This is a genomic window from Acinetobacter sp. AOR12_HL (genome assembly GCF_027855275.1).
GTDB lineage: Bacteria > Pseudomonadota > Gammaproteobacteria > Pseudomonadales > Moraxellaceae > Acinetobacter > Acinetobacter baumannii.
Genome location: NZ_JAKTIJ010000020.1, coordinates 22,990 through 46,942, shown reverse-complemented (window position 1 = coordinate 46,942; position 23,953 = coordinate 22,990). Strand labels below are relative to the sequence as shown.

The window sequence follows — 23,953 nt, the reverse complement described above, 5'->3', positions numbered from 1 at the left end:
ATTGTTTACAAGGAAATTTTATGCAACTGACATTAGTTCGTCATGGGGAAGCTGCTCCGCCAGTAAATGGTAATGATATTAAACGTCCCCTTACTGCGCGTGGACATGCACAGGCCGAGCAAACGGCAACCTTTTTAAAGGATATTGTAAAACCAGATATTTTTGTTGCTAGTCCTTTGCTGCGTGCTCAGGAAACGTTGGCGCATATCCAGACCTATTTTAAAGATGTGCCAGTGTTGTTATGCGACAAAATTAAGCCTGACGATGATGCAAAAGAAGCGATTGAATGGCTATCTCAAATTCCTTATGAGTCGATTGTGGTTGTTTGCCATATGAATGTGGTAGGGCATATTGCAGAGTTACTTACTCATGAAAATTTCAATCCATTTGCACTTGCTGAAGCTAGAATTTATGATCAAGCTGTTATTGCAAATGGTTTATCAACACAAAAAAATAGTTTTATACCCACAATATAATTAAAAAGGTTATTTAGCCCACATGCTGTATATATGGATGCCTGAAACCAATGGAGTTTGGCATTGGTCTAACGGAGAAAACTGGTTGCAGGCTGCAAGTCTCGATCAATTAATACAAGACTTGCAAATACATCAAGGAAAAGAAGCTACGGTCTTTTTTCCGAGTCGTTATGCTCAAATGCTTCAGCAAACGATGGCAAAGTCCCATTACAAACAGCTTGGCGCTGATGGGGTTAAATATCTACTTGAAGAGTTTGTGACTTTACCGATTGATCACATGAAAGTGGTTCACCATTTTCATGCCGATCAGTTAACTGTTTTAGGTGTTGCTCAGGGGACGGTAGAGACATGGCAACATTCTTTAGCTTTGTTACCAACCAAACTTGTGGCTTTGTTGCCAGATTTTCTAGTTTTACCTGAACCACAAGCTCAGCAAGTTATTTTGTGTAATATTGGTCATCAGCTTTTGGTGCGTGAGAATAAGTGGTTAGGTAATTCTATTGATGACTTGGGGCTTTTTTTAGAGTTCCAGTCAGCCGAAACACATTATCAATATAGCGGTTTAACAGCAGAGCAACTAGAGAGTTTAGAAGCTGCCTCAAGCGCAGAGCAACGTTCTGAGTTTGTTTATCAATTTCAGCCTTTAGATAAAACTAAGCAGCATCCTTTTAATGTTTTGCCAAAATCAAAAGGGCAAGAACGTACTTTTTCTAATTATTGGAAAGCTTGTGCCGCCGTTGTTCTAGCAATTATTGTCGTGCAGTTTAGCTATGACTTATTGCGTTGGGTAAAATTGAAAAAGGTGGCAGATCAGACTGCTGAACAGGCAATTGAGCAATATAAATATTGGTTTGGTCCATCTAGTCGTGTGATTGAACAAAATATTAAAGGACAATTCGAAAGTCATTTAAGAATGAGCCAGCAAGGTGATACCCAGGCACTTTCTCTGTTAAGCCGGGTTGGGCCTATTTTAATGCAAAGACAGATTTTAGCTCAGCAACTCAATTATGATGCTTCAATCTTAACAATGGCATTAAAAGCAAAATCAGCAGATGATTTGCAAGCTTTAACCCAACAACTTAATCAACAAGGTTTTAAAGCTGAGTTAGGTAATGTTCAAGCTGATGGTAGTGGTGCGATTGGGGTGGTGAAAATACAATAATGAAAATGTTAGCTCAGTTGCAAAACCGCTTCGATCAGTGGGTTGAACAAATTGTTCAATATTTAGATCGCTTAACTGTCCGTGAACGTATTATGGTGGTCTTTACTACTATTTTTGTTGTAGTCGTCATTGTTGGATATTCACTTTGGAAAATGCATTCCTTAGCAGAACAACAGCAAAAACGTTTAAATGATTTAAAAGATTTGATGGTATGGATGCAAAGTAATGCAGTCACGATGAAGCCTGCCAATGAGCTTGAACTAGATAAGTCTGGAAAAATACAACGAGTAGCTCAGCAACAAGGTTTAACTGTGTCTTCCCAGCAAAATGGAGAACAGTTACAAATTGTTGTAACACATCAGAATTATGCAATTTTAGCTAACTTTTTAACACAACTTGCACAGATGGGCTTAAGTATTCAAAAGATGGAAATGGTTTCTAGTGAAGGTCAGATTAAATTAACAGCGACAGTTCAATAACATATCAAAATATGCTTGTGTCAAGCATGGTGTTTTGTGCTGCCTGTGCCTATAATATGCGTACCTAAAATCAGTAGACTGTGATTGGTATGTTATATTCACTTGCTCGCCCGATGTTGTTTAGTTTAGCACCAGAGCGTGCCCATGAATTAACATTATCCATGCTTGATAAAGCGCATAAGCTAGGCATGATGCGCCAGACCGTAGAAGCGAAGCCAACTACATGTATGGGAATCGAATTTCCTAATCCGGTAGGGTTGGCAGCCGGTTTAGATAAAAATGGTGCTCATATTGATGCATTAGCTGGGTTGGGTTTCGGTTTCATTGAAATTGGTACAATTACACCTCGCCCGCAATCTGGTAACCCAAAACCACGTTTATTTCGTATTCCTGAAGCTAAAGCTATTATTAACCGTATGGGTTTTAACAATGATGGCGTTGATAAGCTAATCGAGAATGTTAAAGCATCAAAATTTAGAGGCATTTTAGGGATTAATATTGGTAAAAATGCTGATACACCTGTCGAAAAAGCCGTTGATGATTATTTGATTTGTCTTGAGAAAGTTTATAACTACGCTTCATACATTACGGTTAATATTTCGTCTCCAAATACTAAAAATTTGCGTAGTTTGCAAAGTGGTGATGCATTAACTGAATTATTGCAAACCTTAAAAGCACGTCAACTTGAGTTGGCAGAGCAATATAATCACTATGTACCTTTAGTTCTTAAAGTCGCTCCAGACTTAACAGCTGAAGATGTTGAATTTATTTCGGCACAATTATTAGATTTTAAAATTGATGGTCTTATTGTGACGAACACGACCTTATCGAGAGAAGGGGTAGAGAACCTTCCTTACGGTAATGAGTCAGGTGGTTTGTCGGGTGCACCTGTATTTGAAAAAAGTACGGAATGTTTACGTTTATTTGCTCAAACATTAAAAGGACAAATTCCTTTAATTGGTGTGGGCGGTATTTTGTCGGGTGAACAAGCTGCAGCGAAACAACAGGCTGGAGCAACGCTTGTACAAATTTATAGTGGTCTGATTTATACGGGACCAACGCTTGTGAAGCAATGTGTTGAAGCCATGACTTAATTGAACATGAACACCATTGATATCATCATTCTGATACTTTTGCTCATTGGGGGGCTAAACGGTTTGCGACAAGGATTTATAAAAGCCTTTGCGAACTTGGTAGGATGGATTTTTGCATTAATTATGGGTGCAAAATATGCTGTTCTTCTAGCTCCGTCAATGTCAGGTTTAAGTCAGGATCCGGTGGTTCAAAAGATCGCGGCTTTCGCTTTTATTGCACTTTTAATTATCGTTTTAACTTGGATCGTCACTGCATTTTTAAATGGCCTCTTGAAAAGTTTGAAGTTGGGGCCATTAAATCGTTTAGCAGGTGGTGCTTTTGGTTCGTTGAAAGGTTTATTGGTTGTTCTTATTACCATGCAGGGTGTTGGTCCTTGGGTAGAAAGTTCGCCTCATTGGAAACAATCCAAATTTATCCAGTTTTTATTGCCTTATGCACCTTTAGCGACAGAGCTTTCTAAAGATGCAGCAAGTGAGGCATTTCATCAGATAACATCTGGGGGCGGTGTAACGCGCACTTCTCCAAAACCAATGGACGAGTCGGAGGAAACAGAACTTCGACCTGACCATTCAACAAAGAATCCTTTTTATTAATTCCTAGCTTGTCTGCGAGGTTGCTATGTGTGGAGTTGTTGGTATAGCCGGTAAATCGCCAGTGAACCAAATGTTGTTTGATGCATTAACGATGTTGCAACATCGTGGGCAAGATGCAGCTGGAATAGTAACCTGCCATGAAGGCCGTCTTTTCCTTCGTAAGGATAACGGTATGGTACGTGATGTTTTTCATACTCGTCATATGAGAGCATTACTTGGTAATTATGGTATTGGTCATGTGCGCTATCCAACTGCCGGTTCTTCGAGCAGTGCGGAAGCTCAACCATTTTATGTGAACTCACCTTACGGTATTACACTTGCACATAATGGTAACTTGACGAATGCAGAAGAAATTCATGATGACCTGTTCAAAACAGATTTGCGTCACATGAATACGGACTCTGATTCGGAAGTTCTTTTAAACGTTTTTGCTCATGAGTTGCAAAAGATAGGAACTTTAAATCCTACACCGGAAGATATTTTCCATACCGTTTCGCGTGTACATGAGCGCTGCCAAGGTGCTTATGGTGTCGTGGCAATGATTACTGGTCACGGCTTAGTTGGTTTCCGTGATCCAAATGGTATCCGTCCGCTTATTTACGGTTCTCGTGTAACTGAGCAAGGCGAGATGGAATATATCATTGCATCAGAATCTGTAGCGATTACAGCGCTTGGCTTTAAAATTGAGCGCGATATTGCTCCGGGTGAAGCAATTTTCATTAATGCTGACGGCGAGTTATTTACAAAGCAATGTGCTGCAGATCCAAAATACCGTCCATGTATTTTTGAATATGTTTATTTTGCTCGTCCAGATGCAATTATTGATGGTATTTCGGTTTATAAAGCTCGCTTAAAAATGGGTGAGAAATTAGCGCATAAAATTTTGCGTGACTGGGGTGAAGACCATGATATTGACGTGGTTATCCCAATTCCAGATACAAGCCGTACCTCAGCTTTAGAGTTGGCAAATATTCTTGGCGTGAAGTTCCGTGAAGGTTTTATGAAAAACCGTTATATCGGTCGTACCTTCATTATGCCAGGTCAACAACAGCGTAAAAAATCTGTACGTCAGAAATTAAACCCTGTTGAGTTAGAGTTTAAAGGTAAGAACGTTCTATTAGTGGATGACTCAATTGTGCGTGGTACAACGTGTAATGAGATCATTCAAATGGCGCGTGACTCAGGTGCGAAAAAAGTATACTTTGCTTCAGCTGCACCGAAAGTGATGTATCCGAACGTATATGGTATCGATATGCCTGCTAAAACTGAGCTTATTGCTTCAGAGCGCAGCGTAGAAGAAATTCAGGAAATTATTGGTGCTGATCGTTTAATTTTCCAAGATTTGGAAGATTTGAAGAACGCTGTACGTACAAGTAAAGTACCTACATTAACCGAGTTTGATTGCTCTGTTTTTGATGGTATCTATGTAACTGGTGGAATTGATGCAGACTATCTGAATAATTTGGAGCAGAAACGTAATGATTCTGCGAAAAAGAAAAAAGATGGTTATATTGATGTCAATATTGATGCAGCATCAGTAGATTTGACCGGTATTAAAGAAGAATAGAAATAGCCGAAAAAAGCGGGTATTTCCCGCTTTTTTCTTTTATGATGAAACTTAACAATGTAATTGGGATTATTTACATTGAAAGAAGTAAGCCACTATTTAATCGAAAATAAAAATATGGCATGGTCCATCACTATGTGTTTGGTCGCTGTGCTTTTAACTATTTTTATTTTAAATCTAATTTTAGGTTTACTTGTTCATTTCTTTGATTATAGCGAGCCAATTTGGTGGCATGCTTTAAGTCCATATTTTATTGCTCTTTTGCTTTTTATCATGGTTTGGTCTGTGGTGACCGAACTTTATATTTTGCGTAAAGGTGGCCATTCACTTGCCAAGCAGTTGAAAGCTCGTCGTTTGGTAAAAGGTGAAAGTACACCAGAAGAACATGCCGCATTAAAAATTACAGAACATCTGGCACAAACATTTTCCCTGAACGTTCCAACACTTTATGTTTTACCTGATGAAGTAGGTGTTAATGCATTAACGGCAGGTTTTCACTCGAATGATATTGTAATTATTTTAACTTGGGGTGCCTTACAGAACCTTGATGAGCTAGAGCTATATGGCTTATTGGGTCATGAATTTAACCAGATTTTATCGGGTGAAGCAGTAGAAAATACTAAACTAAAAATTTTATATAGTGGTTTGATTACTTTTAGTCAGTGGGGGAGTAAGCTCGCCAAACAAGGGTTTAAGCGCTACAGTCCGGGTTATAAGCATAAGTTCGAGACTGTATTTGTAGCCGTAGGTGGTGTGATTTGGTTGGCGGGAAGTTTAGGTGTTTTAATCACTCGTTTTATTAAATATTTAACATTAAGTGGTCGTACATTTCGCAATGATCAAAAAACGATGCGGTTATTAAAAAATAGCACTAATACCCAAACTTTATTGCGTATTTACGTTCACCATTCTGGTTCGCAGATTCATAGTGCTTATTCTGAATCGATTGCACATATGTGTTTTGCGAATTCACTTAGCCCGCAAAGCTGGATGAATATTCACCCAAGTATTCGCGAACGTATTTATGAGCTTAACCCAACTTTATTACAAGATTTGCAATTAGAAAATTTAAAGAAACTTCGAAATCGTCCTTTATTTAGTTTGTTCCATGTACTAGAAGAATCTGAGACTGAAATTTATACGCCGTGGTCATCTCCACAACCTTTGCCTTTGTTGCGTCTTTCTCCAATCAGTTTTGCTTTGAATGATGCAATTAAACCGTTAAGCAGTGATATCCGTCGTAATAAAAAGCGCCCTGAACTTATTCAACGTGCATTACAAACTGCGACTGGTTCGCGTGAGGTGATGGTTGCTATTTTAATGATTCGTCAATATCGAGAATTTATTCCACAAGATGCGCCAGTAAGCCATGCAATTGTGGATGCCTTACTTAATCTTGATGGGCGTATTCATATTCAGATATTTCATGATGCATGTAAAAATATTGGTCATATGCCTGCCAGTATTGCTCGTCAATTTTTGACTAAACTGGCACTAATTATTCAAGAAGATGGGGAAATTGGATTACTTGATGCACTTCTACTGGAGCGTGTTAAGTACGAGTTAAACTTGATGCCACTTCATTTGCCGACAGCATTTGAAGAGGTAAAACCTCAAATTGTTCGTTTAATTGATGCATTACTTCATGTGCAACAAATCAATAGTCCGAATCAGTTAGAGGTTCGCGAACGTATCTTACGTTCTTTGCTTAATCCTGATGAAATGCATATTTATGATGAAATTTCGGATGAACCTTTAGACTTGGCAGAAATTTTAAATGATATTGCTGGGCTATTGCTTCGTGACCGCTTAAGTATATTGGCAATTGCTGAAATGTGCTTGTGGAGTGATCGCATTATTACTCAAGATGAACTTGATGTGCTTGAATTGCTCTATTGGCGATTTGGTTTTGAGTCTGATGAAATTGTAGAGCAAATGCAGAAGAAAAATAGCGTTATGATTATTTAAGAAACATATGTGGTTTCCAAAGAGTATCATTAAAAGAAAACGCTGAAAAAAAAACAGAAGCCCGTTAGAATGTGTGTAGATTAGAGGTACTGATTTAGACATGATTGGGCAGCAAAGAAATATACTGGCAACTTTAGGAATAGACGTATGGATTCCTAGAACACAAGTGTGCCAAAAAAATAATGCCCATACTTTGTGGCGAGATCAGGTTGTTGAACCTCATGAGTCAATTACCGTACCTACCATAGATGTTCCTGCTTTTGAGCAAAAGAACACTCAGCCACAGGTGTTTGAAATTCCTAAAGTGGTGGAAGAGTCACCAATAGTAGTTGCAGAAGTTTCGCAGCCAGAGATACTTGTAGAAAAACCTAAAGTCATTGAGCAAGAGACAATTACTCCATTTGAGTTACAGGCTTATTGTCTTGAAAAATGTGTAATTTTTGTTGATGTAACGGCTTTGGAAGCAGAAGAAAAACAACTTTGGGCAAATATACAAAAGGCGAAGGTGGGACAATATTCTGAATTAAGATGGCCTTTCCCTCTGGCAGCCTATCAAGATCAACGAGGGGTAGGTTCTTATATTCAAGGTTTCTTAGATGCTGTAGCGGCAGAGAAAAAGATTTTATGTTTGGGTAAATGTACCTATATTCAACATGCAAATATTATTCATTTAGCTAGTTTAAAAGAAATGTTAGATAAGCCTCTTCTTAAGAAAAGATTGTGGCAACTTATGCAAGATAACAATGAGTAGTAGGGATTTACATGAAAAAGGTTGTGGTTTTTAGCCAAATTGATGAGGAAATTTTGTCTCGGTTACAGCAGGATTACCATGTTGTCGTATTGAACCCTAAACTGGGTGATATTAATGAACAGATACGACAAGAAGTAGTAGATGCTGATGGCATGATTGGGGCTGGTCGTTTGCTTAATGAAAGTAATCTTTCTCCTGCCCAAAAATTAAAAATTATTTCTTCTGTGACTGTAGGTTATGACAATTATGATGTTGGTTATTTAAATCAGAAAAAAATCTGGTTAGCAAACACACCTCATGTTTTAACTGAAACGACCGCAGATCTTGCTTTTACTTTGTTATTAAGTGCAGCCAGAAAAGTCCCTTTTCTAGATCACTGGACTAAACAAGGTGAGTGGAAAAGAACAGTTGGGCCACAGCAGTTTGGTCTCGATGTTTTTGGAAAAACCTTAGGTATTATTGGACTTGGTAATATTGGAGCTGCAATTGCACGTCGTGGCTTTTATGGATTTAACATGAATATTGTTTACCATAATCGTCGCGAGAAACCTGAGTTGGCAGAACCTTTAAAAGCTCAATATCTGGGGTTGGAAGAATTATTACAACAATCTGATTTTGTAGTGACGGCTGTTGACTTAAATGCGGAATCTAAAGCTTTAATGGGTAAGGCTCAATTTGAGCTTATGCAAAAGCATGCCATATTTATTAATATTGCGCGTGGCTCAGTTATCGATGAGCAAGCCCTAATTGAAGCATTGCAAAATGAAGTTATTTTTGCGGCTGGTTTAGATGTCTATGAGAAAGAACCTCTGCAAGAATCTGCACTTTTCAATTTGCCGAACGTTGTCACTTTGCCTCACGTAGGTTCTGCTACAGCTGAAACACGTAAGAAAATGGCAAATTTAGCTTATAAAAACTTGGTAGAAGCACTAGAGGACAAGACGCCTAGATATTTAGTGAATCCTAATTTTGTGTAAAGGATGAATAACACTTCATTGCAAATATAGTCTATTTTCAATGTTATAGTGAAAGCCTGTTGATATGATGCAAAATAACTGAAGCATGATATTGATGGGCTTTTTTGTTATTTTAATTTTTAATAAGAGAAGAACTTTTGAAATTTTTGCCAGTTATTTTAAGTTTGGCTTTGATAACAAATGCCTCTTACGCTAATCCTTTTGACCCCAAGCCAGCTTCTGGACAGGTTGAAATTCCAAATATTGGAAGTGGAATAGGGCTGCTCGACCAACAGAAAGAAAAATTTATTGGTGAAAAAGTTTTTCGTGAAGTTCATAAACAAATGCCGGTTATACAGGATGTATGGCTAGAAGATCAGTTTTTTCAAGTTTTCTCTAATATTTTAAGTGAAACTCAACTGGGGCAGCCGATTGCCCTGGTTGTAATTAAAGACCCTCAAATTAACGCATTTGCTGTTCCAGGTGGGTTATTTGCATTAAATACTGGACTTATCTCATCGGCACGAAATATTGATGAAATTGCGGGGGTAATGGCCCATGAAATTGCTCACGTTTCGCAAAGGCACTTTAGTCGTTCGGAAGAAGCTTTTAAAGGACAAACCCTTTTAAGCTTGGCTGGTTTGTTGGCAGGGGTGGCTTTAGCTGCTCAGGCTGGTGGAGACGCTGGTGCCGCTGTTATGTTGGGTACACAAGCAGCACTTCTTGATAAACAGCTCACTTATAGTCGTAATCAAGAGCGTGAAGCGGATCGAATTGGTATGCAATATATGTATGCCGCTGGTTATAACCCGCAAAGCATGGCGGATTATTTTGAAACGATGCATAGAGCGACGAGCCGAGTAAGTTTTTTACCAGATTTTTGGCTGACTCACCCTCTTACATCTGAACGTATGAGTGAGGCTCGCTTGAGAGCAAACCAGATGCCTAAAGTTAAAAGTCGAATATATGATGTCGATTTTGAAATTTTAAAATGGTATACCATGGTGGTTGCTGGAGAAGCTACTGAAAATCAGTTGCAAAGTCTGGCATCGCAAAAAAATCTGGCAGGCTTATTGGCTTTGTCGGCTTTCTATCTTAAACAAGGTGATTATACTCAAGCCCAAGCAACGTTGGAGCAGGCGAAATCAAGCGGTAAGCCATTAGTCGCCTTAATTCAAACAGATATTTATTTAGGCCAGAATAAACTTGATCAGGCCTATAATTCAATTGCTCCCTTGCAAATGACAATGCCTGAAAATAAAGCTTTTAGCTACAAATTGGCTGAGGTTTTATTGCGTCAAGGTAAATATGCTCAAGTTCAAACTTTGGTGCAGCGTTTTATTAATAAAAATGCCCGAGATATTCAAGGTTGGCAATTATTACAACAAGCCGCCAATTTAGATAAAAATTCGCCATTAAGAGCTGTGAATGTATTGCGATATCGTGCTGAAGCACAGTACTGGTCTGGTAGTGAAGAGGATGCAATTAAATCGATGTTGCATGCACAACGTCTTGCAAAAGGTAATCAGGCCATGTCAGCCAGAATTGATAGTCGATTAAAGCAAATGCAAGATGAGCGACGAATGAAAATTTAAGGTCTAGGATGACTTTGGAATTTTCACAGGCACAAATATACTTAAACTTACGAGAAAAAGTTTAATTTAAGGGTATATAAGAAGAGAGAGGGGATTAAGCTAATTTAGCTTTAATTTTTGCTGAAACTTGAGCAGGATCGGCACGCCCGGCTATGATCGGACGTAGAGAATTCATCACCTTACCCATATCTTTCATGCTAGTTGCTTCTTGAGCAGCAATCGTTTGCTCAATGAGAGAATCAAGCTCTTCCTCAGTCATAGCTTCTGGTAGAAACTGAGATAAAACCTCAGCTTCGGCTTGTTCTTTACTAGCTAAATCATCACGACCAGCACCTTCGAAGGCTTTGATCGATTCTTTACGTTGTTTAATTTGCTTTTCAATGACCGCAAGAACCTGAGCGTCGTCAAGCTCTATGCGCTCATCGACTTCGATTTGCTTAATTGCTGCTTGTAGACTACGCAAAACCGTCACTGTTGCCATATCTTTGGCACGCATAGAAGTTTTTAATGCATCAGTAATTTGGTTTTTTAAAGTAGTCATAATGTTAGCAGTCAATCACAAATTAATTAGTAAAGGCGAGTAGTACGTACAGATTCGCGAGCCAATTTCTTTTGGTAGCGTTTAACTGCAGCAGCTTTTTTGCGCTTACGTTCTTGAGTTGGTTTTTCGTAGAATTCGCGTTTACGAACGTCAGCTAAAACACCAGCTTTTTCGCATGAACGTTTGAAACGACGGATAGCTACGTCAACTGGTTCGCCTTCTTTCAACTTAACTTGTGGCATGTAAAATCCTCTAGATTATGGATAAGATCAGGCACACCATTGCGCCAGATCACAAGTGAAGGTCAGTATTTTACTCATTTACAACTCATATCACAAGTCTATAATAGCGATTGCAATATTTTGACTCATATAAAAGGCAGTTTTGATGATTGTTTTAGGCTTGGAAACTTCTTGTGATGAAACAGGGTTGGCACTTTATGATAGCGAACTCGGCTTACGGGGACAGGTTCTTTATAGCCAGATAAAACTTCATGCCGAATATGGTGGTGTGGTTCCGGAGTTAGCTTCTCGTGACCATGTTCGTAAGCTTATTCCTTTAATGAATCAGCTGCTTGAACAAAGTGGTGTTAAGAAACAGGAAATTGATGCAGTCGCATATACGCGTGGCCCGGGTTTAATGGGAGCGTTAATGACCGGAGCCTTGTTTGGAAGAACTTTAGCATTTTCACTTAATAAACCAGCAATTGGTGTTCACCATATGGAAGGACACATGTTGGCCCCTTTGCTTTCAAGCCAACCGCCTGAGTTTCCATTTGTTGCATTGCTTGTTTCAGGTGGTCATACACAATTGATGGCAGCTCATGGTATTGGTCAATATGAGCTATTAGGTGAGTCAATTGATGATGCGGCAGGTGAAGCTTTCGACAAAGTCGCAAAAATGATGAATCTGCCGTATCCAGGTGGACCAAATATTGCTAAGTTGGCGTTATCTGGTGATCCTTTAGCATTTGAATTTCCACGCCCAATGCTTCATCAGGGCTTAGACTTTTCTTTTAGTGGTTTAAAGACGGCAGTTTCTGTTCAGTTGAAAAAATTGAACGGCGAAAACCGTGATGCTGATATTGCTGCTTCATTCCAAGAAGCCATTGTAGATACCTTAGTAAAAAAATCTGTAAAAGCTTTAAAGCAAACTGGTCTTAAACGTTTAGTAATTGCTGGTGGGGTAAGTGCAAATTTACGATTACGTGAACAGTTAGAAACTTCATTGGCGAAAATTAAAGCTCAGGTTTACTATGCTGAGCCTGCTTTATGTACAGATAATGGTGCAATGATTGCATTTGCAGGTTATCAGCGTTTAAAAGCAGGTCAGCATGATGGTTTAGCTGTAACGACCACACCAAGATGGCCAATGACTGAACTTACTATTCCTGAGTAAGATTATTCATTTTCAAAGGCTTGAGGATTTTCGATATCAATATATTCGATGTATCCACGGCCTTGAACTTCATTGCCAAAATAATGACCAGTAAATATATAGCTACTTGCATAACCTCGCCCATGACCATAGCGGAATGGGCAGTCAATTTCTGCCTGAATGTTTAAGATAATTTGCTTTGCATCATTTCGAGCGATCCATGAAAAATATTTTGGAAGTCGCATTTTTTGCCCACTAGGTGAAACGAAGTCATCAACTTGATGCGAAATAATATCAAAGCTTACATCTGTGTAAATTTCAGCTGGCTGGTCCAGATGTCTAATATGCAGGGTGTATGCAGCTGTTTGTCCTGCAATATCGGCTTTGGTAAGAAGAAGTTGAGTGGCCTCGTTTAAATTGATAATTTGATAAGTAAAAAAATCAAGTGGCAGTTTATATGCATCAGGAATAAGTTTGTTTGTAATGGAGTGAGGACCCACTGCTCGTGCATATTCGTAAGTACAAAGTCCTTGGGTTTCAATGTGTTTTGCTTGATAGTTTAATAAACCTTTAAACTTTGCCAATAAACTAAAATGATCATAGATTGGTGTTTTTATAAACCATGAAACATATGAAGTGATATCGATATCAAAGTCGAAATCAAACCCATCATAATGTCCATTAATATGGATGTGTGGAAATTTTCCTTGAATTAAAATTTCCTGTCCTAGTTCTATTAAGGTCCCATCTTTATTAATTTTTGTATCTTCAGGAATGATATAGGCCTTCAGTAAAGCTTGTTCCAGAGCAGCTGTGCTTGAAAAGAAAGTAGCGGTTTTTCTCGGGTTACCAGTGATGATGTCATCATGATCAAAAGCAAGTGCACCTGGTGTACCGATTAAAATCATAATATTTAAGTAACGATGCGGCTCTGGTAAAAGTGGGAAAAAGATACCGTAGTGTGTCCAGCTATAATATTTTTCGTCAATTCTTGGACGGATGATATGAGTTTGAGTAAAAGGAAGAGTTGAATATTTTTTTGCTTGGTCTAAAACGCCTTGTGCAAGTAATAAACTTTTAGCAAGCGCTTTACTTGTTGTAGAAATTTTTGGCAATTGTTTTTTCATATATAAACCTAAAGAAGGGCTATCTTTGTCTTAGGTTATGAAAAACAACTGCCAAAGCTAAGCGGTTTATAGGCCAAAGCTAAGGCTTTGCGGGACATTTTATTTAATTGTTAGACAAATCTTTTAAGGCGTTTAAACCAATCCAATGCTTAGAAAACTGATAAGCAGCTCGACCCGAGCGCTGACCCCGCATTTGGCACCAACGCAAGCTTTCAGCACGAACTTCATCATTAAAAGGCATGTTTGCTTTATCTAGATAATGCTCTACGATTTCTAAATATAAGTTTTGATCCATTGGATAAAAAGATAACCACAAACCAAAACGGTCAGACAAAGAGATCTTTTCTTCAATCGCTTCTTGCGGATGAAGCTCAGTATATTGAGGCACATCTACTTTGGTTACAGGGGTGTTTTCATGCATGAACTCAGGTAATAAGTGACGACGGTTACTGGTCGCATAAATAATAAAATTTGTTGAACCCGACTGTAAGGAACCATCTAATACGCTTTTTAAACTACGGTAATTTTCATCTTCAGCATTAAATGCTAGATCATCACAATAGACGATGTATTTTTCAGGTCGGTTTTGAATAATTTTTTGAATTTTCGGTAAGTCTGCTAAATCATCACGTTCAATTTCAATCAAACGTAATCCTTGAGGTGCATACTCCGTGAGTAAAGCACGAACAATAGAGGATTTACCCGTACCACGTGAACCCGTTAAAAGTACATCATTTGCTGGTAAGCCATTTAAAAACTGCAAAGTATTTTGAATGATCTTTTCTTTTTGTCTTTCGATGCCTTTTAAGTCATCAAGGTAAATATTTTTAGGTGTATAAATGGCTTTAAGCTGCTGGTTTTCCCATCTAAAAGCAGGGGCAGTAAAATCGGTCTCTTGTTTCGGTTCAGGTAAGACCTGCTGTAACTGATTTAATACAAGTGATAAGGTTTGAACTAAATTGTCGGGTAAATCAATGGTAGCCATGGTTAATCAATCATGTTAAACAGTAATTTACTAGGATACTAACACCGAAATTTGCAAGCTGACAAAAAAGATACGACTCATGCAGTTTATCGGTTTTGCAATTGATTGAAATGTTCAGACCGCGCATAGTGTTGTCATGTCTATTCAGTAAAATCATCTGTGAAGATGAGGACGAAATATGTTTGAAAAAATACGAAGTGATATGAATCCGCATCAGGCTTACCGTATCAAAAAATTACAACGTCAGTTAGACATGGCTGAATCTTATGAAGAGTGGAAGTCTTTTGCATTAAAACTGGATGAAGAAACTGGGGCACAAGAGTGGAAGTTTGATAATAGTTCGCCTTACTTCGATGCCGAGCTCATTTCTTATCGTTACACTTTACTGAAAAGATACCGTCAGCAGCACCGCACTTTAGATTTGATTTATCTTTTAAAAGAAGGGTTGACCTACGATATTGCAAATATTGGCCACCCTATGTTGTTTGCCGCCACACATGTAGGCACAAAAAAATTAATTGAAGATTATATTGAAGAAGTCAGCCAAAGTTTGGCTTACATTGCATCTAGTGAATGTATTACATTCCAAAGAAAAGAAAAAATCGAATTTTTTGAAAACTGTGAAAAAGCATATGGACAACCTGCTCTTATGTTCTCGGGCGGAGCAACCTTAGGTCTTTTTCATACTGGTGTATGTAAAGCTTTAATTGAACAAGATTTAATGCCTAAAGTCCTGTCTGGTTCAAGTGCGGGTGCCATTATGACGGGTATGTTGGGAATTTCTGCCAGTGAAGATATCCAAAACTTGCTAAATGGTGAGCAATTTTTTAGTGATGCTTTTCACTTTAGAAAACTTCGTGAACTTATAAAAGGGAATGGTGGGATTGCCGATGTTCACTATTTAAAAAAATTCTTAATTGAAAATTTAGGTGATCTTACTTTTGAAGAAGCATTCAAAAAATCAGGTTTGAATATTAATGTCGCTGTTGCGCCGTACGATGCAACTGAAAACCCTCGAATTATGAATGCGATTATGACTCCAAATGTTTTGGTTTGGAGTGCAGTATTGGCTTCTTGTGCTGTGCCAGTTTTATTTCCACCTGTGCGTTTAACCAGTAAGCGTTATGATGGTGAACATACTCCATATATGGCAAATACTAAATGGGTAGACGGTAGTGTACGTAGCGATTTCCCACAAGAAAGAATGGCAAGACTTTATAATTTAAACTACACCATTGCCAGTCAAGTGAATCCGCATGTTGTACCGTTTATGCAAGATGATGCGCGCCGTTTCCGTAAAGACGTTTTAAGTTGGCCTGAACGAATTTTAAGACGCCAAGGTAAAGTACTTTCAATGGGGCTGATGGACTTTACACGTCAAAGATTAGGTGCAATTTCACCCGTAAGAAGACTGCTCGATCATGGATATGGCGTAGTAGGGCAGCGCTATTATGGTGATGTTAATATTATTGCTAAATATAGCTTAAAACATTATGCCTATACGCTACAAAACCCACGCCCACATTTGTTTAAACGTTTACAGCGAGAAGGCGAGCGCGCGACTTGGCCAAAAATCTCTTCTATTGAAACGCACGCGCGTATTGGTAAAACGATTCAGCACTGTTTAGAAGTTTTACGTTTTGAAGAAAAGGAACAACAGCCAGAATCTTATTATGCTGAAGCATGATTTTGCTTCTCATATAGAAAACCTAAAATGTGTGACAAAGCCTAGAAGTGAAGCTTTAGGACGGCATCTATGGACATGTACTATAGATGCTGATTCCTACTGGTTAAAATTTCATTTGCCAAATGTACATGCTCAAAGTGAGCAAGATTTTTTGCATGAATTGCAATTTTATGAAGATATTACATATAAAAAAGCGAATTGGCTTTTGCCATTTAAAATTATTGAGGGCAGTACTGTTTCTCAACAACTACAATTTCAAGGAAGAGTATTAGTTTTACCGGATACAGATTGTTGGTTTGATGATTTAGATCAAAAGCAAAATTTAAAAAATATAAATGAGAAAATCTATCTGGCACTTGTTAAGTTGGCAGAGCTTCATGAGTTAGGATGGATTCATGGTGATATTAAAAAAGAACATTTTCGAAAGTTTAAGCAAGAGCTTTATTTAATTGACTTTGAAAAAACACGACTTATTTCAAGCCCTGATCCAATAACTGATGCTACACCACGGTATATGGCGCCAGAGCTATTTCATGGTGCCAATAAAACCGTTCAAAGTGATTTATATGCATTGGGAATCGTATTGTATGAATGGTTAACACAAACTCGTTTACAAGCAAATAGTTACCATGAGTGGGCGGTATTGCACTGTCAAAAATTAAATGTGGAATTACCAAGTTCGTTCCAAATTTTCTTGCCACTACTTTCAGACTTGTTACAAAAACAGCAGCAAAACCGGTTTTCAAATGTACATGAAGCGATAAATTGCTTAAAAGCGCTCTCAACCTGATAAAAATCATTGATCTATTAACTGTATACAAATTACTCGGTCAGTTTTTTTTGAAAAAAAAACACTTGTCACTGTTAGATCTTATCGCTAATATACACAGCCATCGGGGGCGTGGCGAAATTGGTAGACGCACTGGATTTAGGTTCCAGCGCCGCAAGGTGTAAGAGTTCGAGTCTCTTCGCCCCCACCACTTTAAGTTAAGTCTTAAAGTTTGATATAGATGTTAAGACATCTAGATCTCGGAAGAGGATTGGTGTAATGGTAGCATGACGGTCTCCAAAACCGTTCGTCAAGGTTCGAGTCCTTGATCCTCTGCCACATTTATTTTAAATAAATGTCCCAGATGGGGGCGTGGCGAAATTGGTAGACGCACTGGATTTAGGTTCCAGCGCCGCAAGGTGTAAGAGTTCGAGTCTCTTCGCCCCCACCATAGAAAGAAGCAAGACGATGATCTTGCTTTTTTTATGATTAAATCTGAATGGTTTAATTGTCTATAGAGGATTGGTGTAATGGTAGCATGACGGTCTCCAAAACCGTTCGTCAAGGTTCGAGTCCTTGATCCTCTGCCAAGATTCTAAAAAAGCTCCTTTTGTGGAGCTTTTTTATTTCAATATTAGTACGTACCTTTAATTGTTAGCTATTCGCTTCTCAAGCATTTCCATAAAGGTTTTTAAAATATTATTGTGATTTTTACCCTTATGAGTAATTAAGCATATAGGGGTGCTGTAGTGCATTTTATCTTTTAAAACAGGCTGCATAACACCGTCTTCAACCCATTTTTTTGCATAGTGGTCGGGTAAAAAACCTAAAAATTTTCCGGTTAAAATGAGAAAGGCAATACCTTCGCGGTCACTTGCGGTCGCTTTACAGTCTAAAAGCTGATGTAACTTGGCTGCTTCCGAGGTAATTGCATAATTAGGAAGAATTGCTTGCCATTTTTTTAATTCATTTAAATGAATGTTGCTACATTGGTTAAATAAAGGATGATTTTTGCCACAATATAAAAATGAACTTTCACTATATAAATCAAAATAGTCTAAACCAGACAAAGGCGTAACAAGGGGGATAACGCCTGCGTGCAAACGGTTATCAAGTACACGGCACTCAATATCTGAAAGGGTGCTCATACTGATATTAATAATAACCTCGGCATGTTCCTCGGCAAGTTGTGTCAAGGTGTTGGTGATATAGCCTCTAGGCATAGTCACAAGGTTGTTAATAATGCCGATATTAAATTCACCCTTAAGACGGTTATGCATTTGATTGACTTTAGAACGGAAGTCTTCAATGGCTGCTGTCAGCACTTCGATATATTCTAAAATTTCCCGTCCTTCATCGGTCAGGGCAAAGCCGGCACGGCCACGTTGGCACAGCCGAATGCCCAGACGATTTTCTAAATCACTCATATGCAAACTAATTGCAGAGCGGCTAATACCTAAAATACTTTCTGCAGATGTAAAGCTGTGACAGTCGCAAACCGTTTTAAAAATTTTGAGAAGTTTTATATCAAAATCAGTGACTTGATTTAATTTTTTAGGTTTCATTTAGTTTTGTTTTTTTAAATCTAAACTCAAGATAATTTGAATTTATCAAACTTATTTCGCTATGTACACTCAAACCATAATTTGAAAATAAACAGGAATGGTTATGTTTGATACGGATAAATTCAGCGACTCTGAACATACTTTGGATGCGGTTCAACCTAATAATAATATGCACATAAATTATCAGGCACACTGGATGCCTTTTTCAGCAAACCGAAACTTTGCTAAAGACCCACGTATGATTGTGGGTGCCAAAGGGTCTTATCTGATTGATGATTCTGGCCGTGAAATATTCGATTCACTTTCAGGCTTATGGACGTGTGGTGCAGGTCATACCTTGCCCGAAATTCAACAAGCGGTAAATGTTCAGTTAGGTCAGCTCGATTACTCACCGGCTTTCCAATTTGGTCATCCATTGTCTTTTAAGCTGGCAGATAAAATTGTTCAGCATATGCCTGAAAAACTACAACACGTTTTCTTTACCAACTCAGGTTCAGAGTCGGCGGATACGTCTATAAAAATGGCACGTGCCTATTGGCGCATTAAAGGTAAACCAAGTAAAACTAAATTGATTGGTCGCGCCCGTGGCTATCATGGTGTGAACGTTGCGGGGACAAGTTTAGGTGGGATTGGCGGCAACCGTAAAATGTTTGGACAACTGATGGATGTAGACCATTTACCTCATACTTTGCAGCCGAATTTAACTTTTACCAAAGGCTGTGCAGAAACAGGCGGGGTAGAACTCGCCAATGAAATGCTTAAGTTAATTGAGCTACACGATGCTTCAAATATTGCAGCCGTCATTGTGGAGCCTATTTCTGGTTCTGCGGGTTGTATTGTGCCGCCAACAGGCTATTTACAACGTTTAAGAGAAATCTGTGATGAGCATGACATCTTGTTAATTTTTGATGAGGTGATTACAGGTTTTGGGCGTTTAGGAACGTGGACGGCAGCAGAATATTTTGGGGTAACACCAGATATTTTGAATTTTGCGAAACAGGTGACCAATGGTGCTATTCCTTTAGGTGGAGTGGTGGCAAGCCATGAAATTTACTCTGCCTTTATGCAGCAAGACTTACCAGAGCATGCCATTGAATTTACTCACGGCTATACCTATTCGGCACATCCGGTTGCTTGTGCTGCCGCTTTAGCTGCCTTTGAAATTTTAGAGAAGAAAAACCTGTTGGCTCAATCGGCAGCATTGGCACCAAGTTTTGAAAAAATGCTGCATGGTTTAAAAGGCGCACCGCATATTTTAGATATTCGCAACTGTGGCTTGATTGGTGCTTTGCAGTTAGCTCCGCGTGATGGTGATGCCACCATCCGAGGCTTTGAGCTTGGTATCAAACTCTGGAAAGAAGGTTTCTATGTTCGCTTTGGTGGCGACACGCTTCAGTTCGGTCCAATGTTTAATAGTACAGAAGCAGATATTGACCGCTTAATGAATGCTGTGGGCGATGCACTTTATCAAGTGAATTAAAGTTTATTAGGCATTTTATCGGGGTCTGTAATGTCAACAGACCCATCTTCAAAATCTAAATGAAAAATGCAGTTTGATTTGAAAACTAATTGTAGTAAGGAGTAACAACAATGACAAATGGCCTAGAAGATTTTAGCTATGACGAAGTTTCAACTGAAAATAGTACGCATAGTGAACAAGCCAAAAAAGTGCTAGGGCATTTCATTCAAGGAAGAATTGTATCTAAAACGGCAAGAAAACAGCCAGTTTACAATCCTGCGACGGGTGAAATTAGTAAAGAAGTCGAAATTGCAGATGCACAAACGGTAAATGAAGCAGTTCAGGCGGCCGAACAAGCATTTCCTGCATGGCGAGATACACCGGTCATTAAACGTGCACGTGTCATGTTTAAGTTCAAACAATTATTAGAGCAAAATGCCGAAAAGATTTGCGCTTTGATTGGGCAAGAGCACGGTAAAATTTCTCATGATGCTCAAGGCGAACTGCAACGTGGTATTGAAAATGTTGAATATGCTTGCGGCGCACCAGAGCTTTTAAAAGGGGAGTTTTCAAAAAATGTCGGACCAGATATCGACTCATGGAGTGAGTTCCAACCGCTAGGTGTTGTTGCTGGAATTACACCGTTTAACTTCCCGGCCATGGTGGCGTTATGGATGTTCCCAATGGCACTGGTTTGCGGTAACTGCTTTGTTTTAAAACCTTCTGAAAAAGCACCTTCTGTGGTTTTATTCCTTGCTGAACTTTTAAAACAGGCAGGTTTACCTGATGGCGTGTTTAATGTGGTGAATGGTGACAAAGAGGCGGTAGATGCCTTATTGCATCATCCTCGTATTCAGGCAGTCAGCTTTGTGGGTTCAACATCAATTGCTGAATATATTTACCGTACCGCAACATCAACAGGTAAACGTTGCCAAGCATTAGGCGGTGCAAAAAATCATGCGATTATTATGCCTGATGCCGATATTGATAACGTGGTAACTTCATTGTTAGGTGCAGCTTTTGGCTCTTCTGGTGAACGTTGTATGGCACTTTCGGTTGCGGTTGCCATTGGAGATGAAGTTGCCGATGTTGTGATTGATAAGCTGACTCAAGAAATGAAAAAATTGAAGTTCGGCCACTATGCAGATGCAAGCAACGACTTTGGGCCACTTATTACCCAAGCGCATAAAGACAAAGTGCAGGCTTATATTCAAAGCGCAGAGCAGCAAGGCGCAAAAATTGTGGTCGATGGCCGCGATGCAAAACCGGCAGGCTATGAAAAAGGTTTCTTTGTTGGACCAACTTTAATTGATCAAGTCACACCAAACATGACCAGCTACCAACAAGAAATTTTTGGTCCTGTGTTGCAAGTTATGCGTGTAAATACCATGCAAGAAGCGATGCAACTCATTAATGACCATGAATATGGTAACGGTACTTGTATCTATACTCGTGACGGTGAAGCAGCACGCTATTTTAGCAATCACATTCAAGTCGGTATGGTGGGGATTAACGTGCCTTTACCAGTTCCTGTTGCTTACCATAGCTTTGGTGGTTGGAAACGTTCGTTGTTTGGTGATTTACATGCGTATGGTCCAGATGGTGTCCGTTTCTACACACGCCGTAAAACTATTACACAGCGTTGGCCATCTGCTCAAGTCCGTGAAGCAAAACAATTTTCAATGCCAACTTTAAATTAATTATTGCAACAAGGGGAAAACAGCAGTTTTCCCTTTTTTCATGACTGTAGGATTTTGAAATGTAATAGATCGTTTTGATGGATATATTTTTAAGGAATGAAATATGAATAATGATAGAACAAAAAAATTAGGCGAAGGACTTTCAAATCGCCATATCACAATGATTAGTATTGGCGGTGTTATTGGTGCTGGTTTATTTGTCGGTTCATCTTCTGCAATTGCCAAGGCAGGCCCCGCAGTGATTCTTGCGTACCTGATTACCAGCATTATGGTATTTCTGGTGATGCGTATGTTAGGTGAAATGGCCGTTTTAGAGCCGGACACCGGTTCATTTTCTACCTATGCCCGTAAAGCAATTGGCCCGTGGGCAGGCTTTACCATTGGCTGGTTGTATTGGTGGTTTTGGGTACTTGCGATTCCGGTAGAAGCCATTGCAGGTGCTGAAATTTTACATTCGTGGTTTCCGAGCGTTTCAGTTTCTATCTATGCGTTTTGCTTTATTGTGTTCTTAAGCTTAGCCAACTTTTTTAGTACCAAAAGTTTTGGTGAGTTTGAGTTCTGGTTTTCATTAGTCAAAGTCGTTGCCATTATTGGTTTCATTATTATTGGTATTTTGGCAATTTCAGGTGTTTGGCCTTTAGCAAAAAATGTTAGCGGCGTTGCCAATTTATATAACAACGCTGGCTTTATGCCGCACGGCATGGGAGGCATTTTATCTGCCATTTTAATTACGGCATTTTCATTCTTTGGTGTGGAAATTGTCTCGATTGCCGCAGCCGAGTCATCTAACCCTAAACAAAAAATTAGACGTGCCACCAATTTGGTGCTGTACCGTATTATTCTTTTCTTTGTGGTCTCAATGTTTATTGCCGTTTCACTTGTCGATTGGCGTTCACCGGACTTACAAAAGTACGGGACATTCCAATACGTTTTAATGAGCTTAAACGTACCGGGCACTAAACTCATCATTGATACGGTCGTGTTTATCGCCGTAGCGAGCTGTATGAATGCCGCAATTTATACGTCTTCTCGTATGTTATTTCGTTTGGGAACACGCAATGAAGCACCGCAGGCAGTCACTAAAGTGAACTATGCTGGTGTACCAGCAATTGCGGTGTTTTCCTCAACTTTTATTGGTTTAGTGTGCTGTGTCATAAACTATGTATTTCCTGGAAAAGTCTTTGGCTTATTGCTCTCAAGCACAGGGTCAATTGCTTTACTCGTGTACTTGGTTATTGCGTTTTCACAACTACGTTTAAGACATAAGCTAGAAGCAGTTGGAGCGGAAATTCCATTTAAAATGTGGTTATTCCCATGGCTGACTTGGTTTGTGATTATCATTATTTTAAGTGTATTGGCTTATATGTTCTTCTCACCAGCCTATAGTTATGAAACGACTCTATCTTTAGGTGTAACCTTAGGTGTGGTGGTTTGCGGTTTGTTTGTGACCCGAAAGCGTAAAGCAACCCGTTCGGTTGCGATCAATCAGAGTAATTTATAAATATTAAATTAATTTTTAACCATATAAATAAAAAGCTCCTTAATAAAAAGGAGCTTTTTACTTTTTTAATTCTAATTATTTTATTTTAATTGTAGTTGGATTTTTATAATAATATAAAGAGTTAAAAGCTAACTAAGCAAAGACGTTTAAATCGCTTGCCAGTTTTCTTTAACTTCTTCTGAGTTTTTATTTAAAATGACTTGATCTTCTTTTACCTCCCCAATCCATGAAGTAGGGATAAGATGATGTTGATCATTTTCATCTTTGGTGAGTTTTAACTGATTTTCACCTTCAAGATGATCAACAGTTCCTACTTTGGTGCCACAAGAAGCAATAACGTCTGCATGTTTTTTAATATCATTAATATTTAAAGTATTCATCTTTGACCTCTTCTTTGGAAATAGAAAAACGGTAGAAACTAAATTACTGGATAAAACGGCAGAAATCCTTAATTTTTAATAAACCTTACATGATTATTTTATAATTTCACTTAAGCGATATATTTAGGTAACAATGAAATAAAAAGAAATATTCATTGAATAAAGTTATAGAAAATATCTTTTTATTACATTTTATATCTTTAATTAAACAGAATTATTT

General features: G+C 38.6%; 22 protein-coding genes and 4 tRNA genes. 20 read left to right on the top strand and 6 right to left on the bottom strand.

Translation table 11 applies throughout. From position 1 onward, the window contains the following. Nucleotides 1-20: 20 nt before the first annotated feature. From MKL36_RS08755 to MKL36_RS08710, 10 genes are all read left to right on the top strand, one after another. Nucleotides 21-476, top strand: coding sequence for a SixA phosphatase family protein (locus tag MKL36_RS08755; protein ID WP_021511587.1), 456 nt, complete (start codon nt 21-23; stop codon nt 474-476). A gap of 22 nt (nt 477-498) precedes the next feature. Further along, nucleotides 499-1,638 (top strand): type II secretion system protein GspL, encoded by a 1,140-nt coding sequence (gene gspL / locus MKL36_RS08750; RefSeq protein ID WP_086374165.1) that lies wholly within the window; start codon nt 499-501, stop codon nt 1,636-1,638. Continuing rightward, nucleotides 1,638-2,117: a type II secretion system protein GspM gene (gspM, locus tag MKL36_RS08745; RefSeq protein ID WP_000783000.1), complete on the top strand. Its 480-nt coding sequence runs from the start codon at nt 1,638-1,640 to the stop codon at nt 2,115-2,117. The genes gspL and gspM overlap by 1 nt, the downstream gene beginning before the upstream one ends. 89 nt (nt 2,118-2,206) lie before the next feature. Next, complete coding sequence (locus MKL36_RS08740) at nt 2,207-3,211, top strand: quinone-dependent dihydroorotate dehydrogenase (RefSeq protein ID WP_000966986.1); 1,005 nt, start codon at nt 2,207-2,209, stop codon at nt 3,209-3,211. Between the two features lie 6 nt (nt 3,212-3,217). Beyond that, nucleotides 3,218-3,805 (top strand): CvpA family protein, encoded by a 588-nt coding sequence (locus tag MKL36_RS08735; protein WP_001091966.1) that lies wholly within the window; start codon nt 3,218-3,220, stop codon nt 3,803-3,805. A gap of 25 nt (nt 3,806-3,830) precedes the next feature. After that, the gene (purF, locus tag MKL36_RS08730) at nt 3,831-5,372 is read left to right on the top strand and encodes an amidophosphoribosyltransferase (protein WP_000334670.1); all 1,542 of its coding nucleotides are present in this window, start codon (nt 3,831-3,833) and stop codon (nt 5,370-5,372) included. Nucleotides 5,373-5,450: 78 nt separating this feature from the next. After that, entirely contained in the window at nt 5,451-7,340 is a 1,890-nt protein-coding gene (locus MKL36_RS08725; RefSeq protein ID WP_021511589.1) for a M48 family metalloprotease, read from the top strand. A 100-nt stretch (nt 7,341-7,440) separates the two neighbouring features. Then, nucleotides 7,441-8,091, top strand: a complete 651-nt coding sequence (locus MKL36_RS08720) for a hypothetical protein (RefSeq protein ID WP_021511590.1) — start codon at nt 7,441-7,443, stop codon at nt 8,089-8,091. An 11-nt stretch (nt 8,092-8,102) separates the two neighbouring features. After that, entirely contained in the window at nt 8,103-9,068 is a 966-nt protein-coding gene (locus tag MKL36_RS08715) for a 2-hydroxyacid dehydrogenase (RefSeq protein WP_021511591.1), read from the top strand. 146 nt (nt 9,069-9,214) lie between these two features. Further along, nucleotides 9,215-10,642 carry a M48 family metalloprotease gene (locus MKL36_RS08710; protein ID WP_085941241.1) on the top strand — a complete coding sequence of 476 codons (1,428 nt, stop codon included), beginning with the start codon at nt 9,215-9,217 and terminating at the stop codon, nt 10,640-10,642. Nucleotides 10,643-10,736: 94 nt separating this feature from the next. On the opposite strand, the gene MKL36_RS08705 is transcribed toward MKL36_RS08710, so the two are convergent. Both MKL36_RS08705 and rpsU read right to left on the bottom strand, forming a co-directional pair. Beyond that, complete coding sequence (locus tag MKL36_RS08705) at nt 10,737-11,183, bottom strand: GatB/YqeY domain-containing protein (RefSeq protein ID WP_000209410.1); 447 nt, start codon at nt 11,181-11,183, stop codon at nt 10,737-10,739. A 26-nt stretch (nt 11,184-11,209) separates the two neighbouring features. After that, on the bottom strand, nt 11,210-11,425 hold the full coding sequence (gene rpsU / locus MKL36_RS08700; RefSeq protein ID WP_001136722.1) for a 30S ribosomal protein S21: 216 nt from the start codon (nt 11,423-11,425) through the stop codon (nt 11,210-11,212). 145 nt (nt 11,426-11,570) lie between these two features. Between rpsU and tsaD the strand changes: the two genes are divergently transcribed. Further along, complete coding sequence (gene tsaD / locus MKL36_RS08695; protein WP_000636263.1) at nt 11,571-12,581, top strand: tRNA (adenosine(37)-N6)-threonylcarbamoyltransferase complex transferase subunit TsaD; 1,011 nt, start codon at nt 11,571-11,573, stop codon at nt 12,579-12,581. A 2-nt stretch (nt 12,582-12,583) separates the two neighbouring features. Here tsaD and MKL36_RS08690 read toward each other — a convergent pair whose 3' ends face one another. Beyond that, entirely contained in the window at nt 12,584-13,687 is a 1,104-nt protein-coding gene (locus tag MKL36_RS08690) for a DUF6670 family protein (RefSeq protein ID WP_000744449.1), read from the bottom strand. Nucleotides 13,688-13,790: 103 nt separating this feature from the next. Beyond that, on the bottom strand, nt 13,791-14,672 hold the full coding sequence (locus MKL36_RS08685; RefSeq protein WP_000190819.1) for an ATP-binding protein: 882 nt from the start codon (nt 14,670-14,672) through the stop codon (nt 13,791-13,793). A 178-nt stretch (nt 14,673-14,850) separates the two neighbouring features. Here MKL36_RS08685 and MKL36_RS08680 point away from each other — a divergent pair, with 178 nt between their 5' ends. The 6 genes from MKL36_RS08680 to MKL36_RS08655 all read left to right on the top strand — a co-directional run bounded on the left by MKL36_RS08680 (nt 14,851) and on the right by MKL36_RS08655 (nt 17,718). Then, nucleotides 14,851-16,359 carry a DUF3336 domain-containing protein gene (locus MKL36_RS08680; protein ID WP_021511592.1) on the top strand — a complete coding sequence of 503 codons (1,509 nt, stop codon included), beginning with the start codon at nt 14,851-14,853 and terminating at the stop codon, nt 16,357-16,359. Then, nucleotides 16,346-17,149 carry a protein kinase domain-containing protein gene (locus tag MKL36_RS08675; RefSeq protein WP_021511593.1) on the top strand — a complete coding sequence of 268 codons (804 nt, stop codon included), beginning with the start codon at nt 16,346-16,348 and terminating at the stop codon, nt 17,147-17,149. The genes MKL36_RS08680 and MKL36_RS08675 overlap by 14 nt, the downstream gene beginning before the upstream one ends. Nucleotides 17,150-17,254: 105 nt before the next feature. Continuing rightward, a tRNA-Leu gene (locus MKL36_RS08670) sits at nt 17,255-17,339 on the top strand. A 54-nt stretch (nt 17,340-17,393) separates the two neighbouring features. After that, nucleotides 17,394-17,467: transfer RNA gene (locus MKL36_RS08665), tRNA-Trp, on the top strand. Nucleotides 17,468-17,494: 27 nt separating this feature from the next. Further along, nucleotides 17,495-17,579: transfer RNA gene (locus MKL36_RS08660), tRNA-Leu, on the top strand. A gap of 65 nt (nt 17,580-17,644) precedes the next feature. Then, nucleotides 17,645-17,718: transfer RNA gene (locus tag MKL36_RS08655), tRNA-Trp, on the top strand. Between the two features lie 57 nt (nt 17,719-17,775). On the opposite strand, the gene MKL36_RS08650 is transcribed toward MKL36_RS08655, so the two are convergent. Beyond that, nucleotides 17,776-18,693, bottom strand: a complete 918-nt coding sequence (locus MKL36_RS08650) for a LysR family transcriptional regulator (RefSeq protein ID WP_000802863.1) — start codon at nt 18,691-18,693, stop codon at nt 17,776-17,778. Nucleotides 18,694-18,790: 97 nt separating this feature from the next. On the opposite strand from MKL36_RS08650, the gene MKL36_RS08645 reads away from it, so the two are divergent. The 3 genes from MKL36_RS08645 to MKL36_RS08635 all read left to right on the top strand — a co-directional run bounded on the left by MKL36_RS08645 (nt 18,791) and on the right by MKL36_RS08635 (nt 23,353). Further along, entirely contained in the window at nt 18,791-20,173 is a 1,383-nt protein-coding gene (locus tag MKL36_RS08645; RefSeq protein ID WP_086374164.1) for an aspartate aminotransferase family protein, read from the top strand. A 110-nt stretch (nt 20,174-20,283) separates the two neighbouring features. Then, complete coding sequence (locus MKL36_RS08640) at nt 20,284-21,852, top strand: CoA-acylating methylmalonate-semialdehyde dehydrogenase (RefSeq protein ID WP_021511595.1); 1,569 nt, start codon at nt 20,284-20,286, stop codon at nt 21,850-21,852. A gap of 103 nt (nt 21,853-21,955) precedes the next feature. Continuing rightward, nucleotides 21,956-23,353: an amino acid permease gene (locus tag MKL36_RS08635; protein WP_069370311.1), complete on the top strand. Its 1,398-nt coding sequence runs from the start codon at nt 21,956-21,958 to the stop codon at nt 23,351-23,353. A gap of 146 nt (nt 23,354-23,499) precedes the next feature. Here MKL36_RS08635 and MKL36_RS08630 read toward each other — a convergent pair whose 3' ends face one another. Continuing rightward, nucleotides 23,500-23,733 carry a DUF2171 domain-containing protein gene (locus MKL36_RS08630; RefSeq protein ID WP_001094391.1) on the bottom strand — a complete coding sequence of 78 codons (234 nt, stop codon included), beginning with the start codon at nt 23,731-23,733 and terminating at the stop codon, nt 23,500-23,502. Nucleotides 23,734-23,953 lie beyond the last annotated feature (220 nt).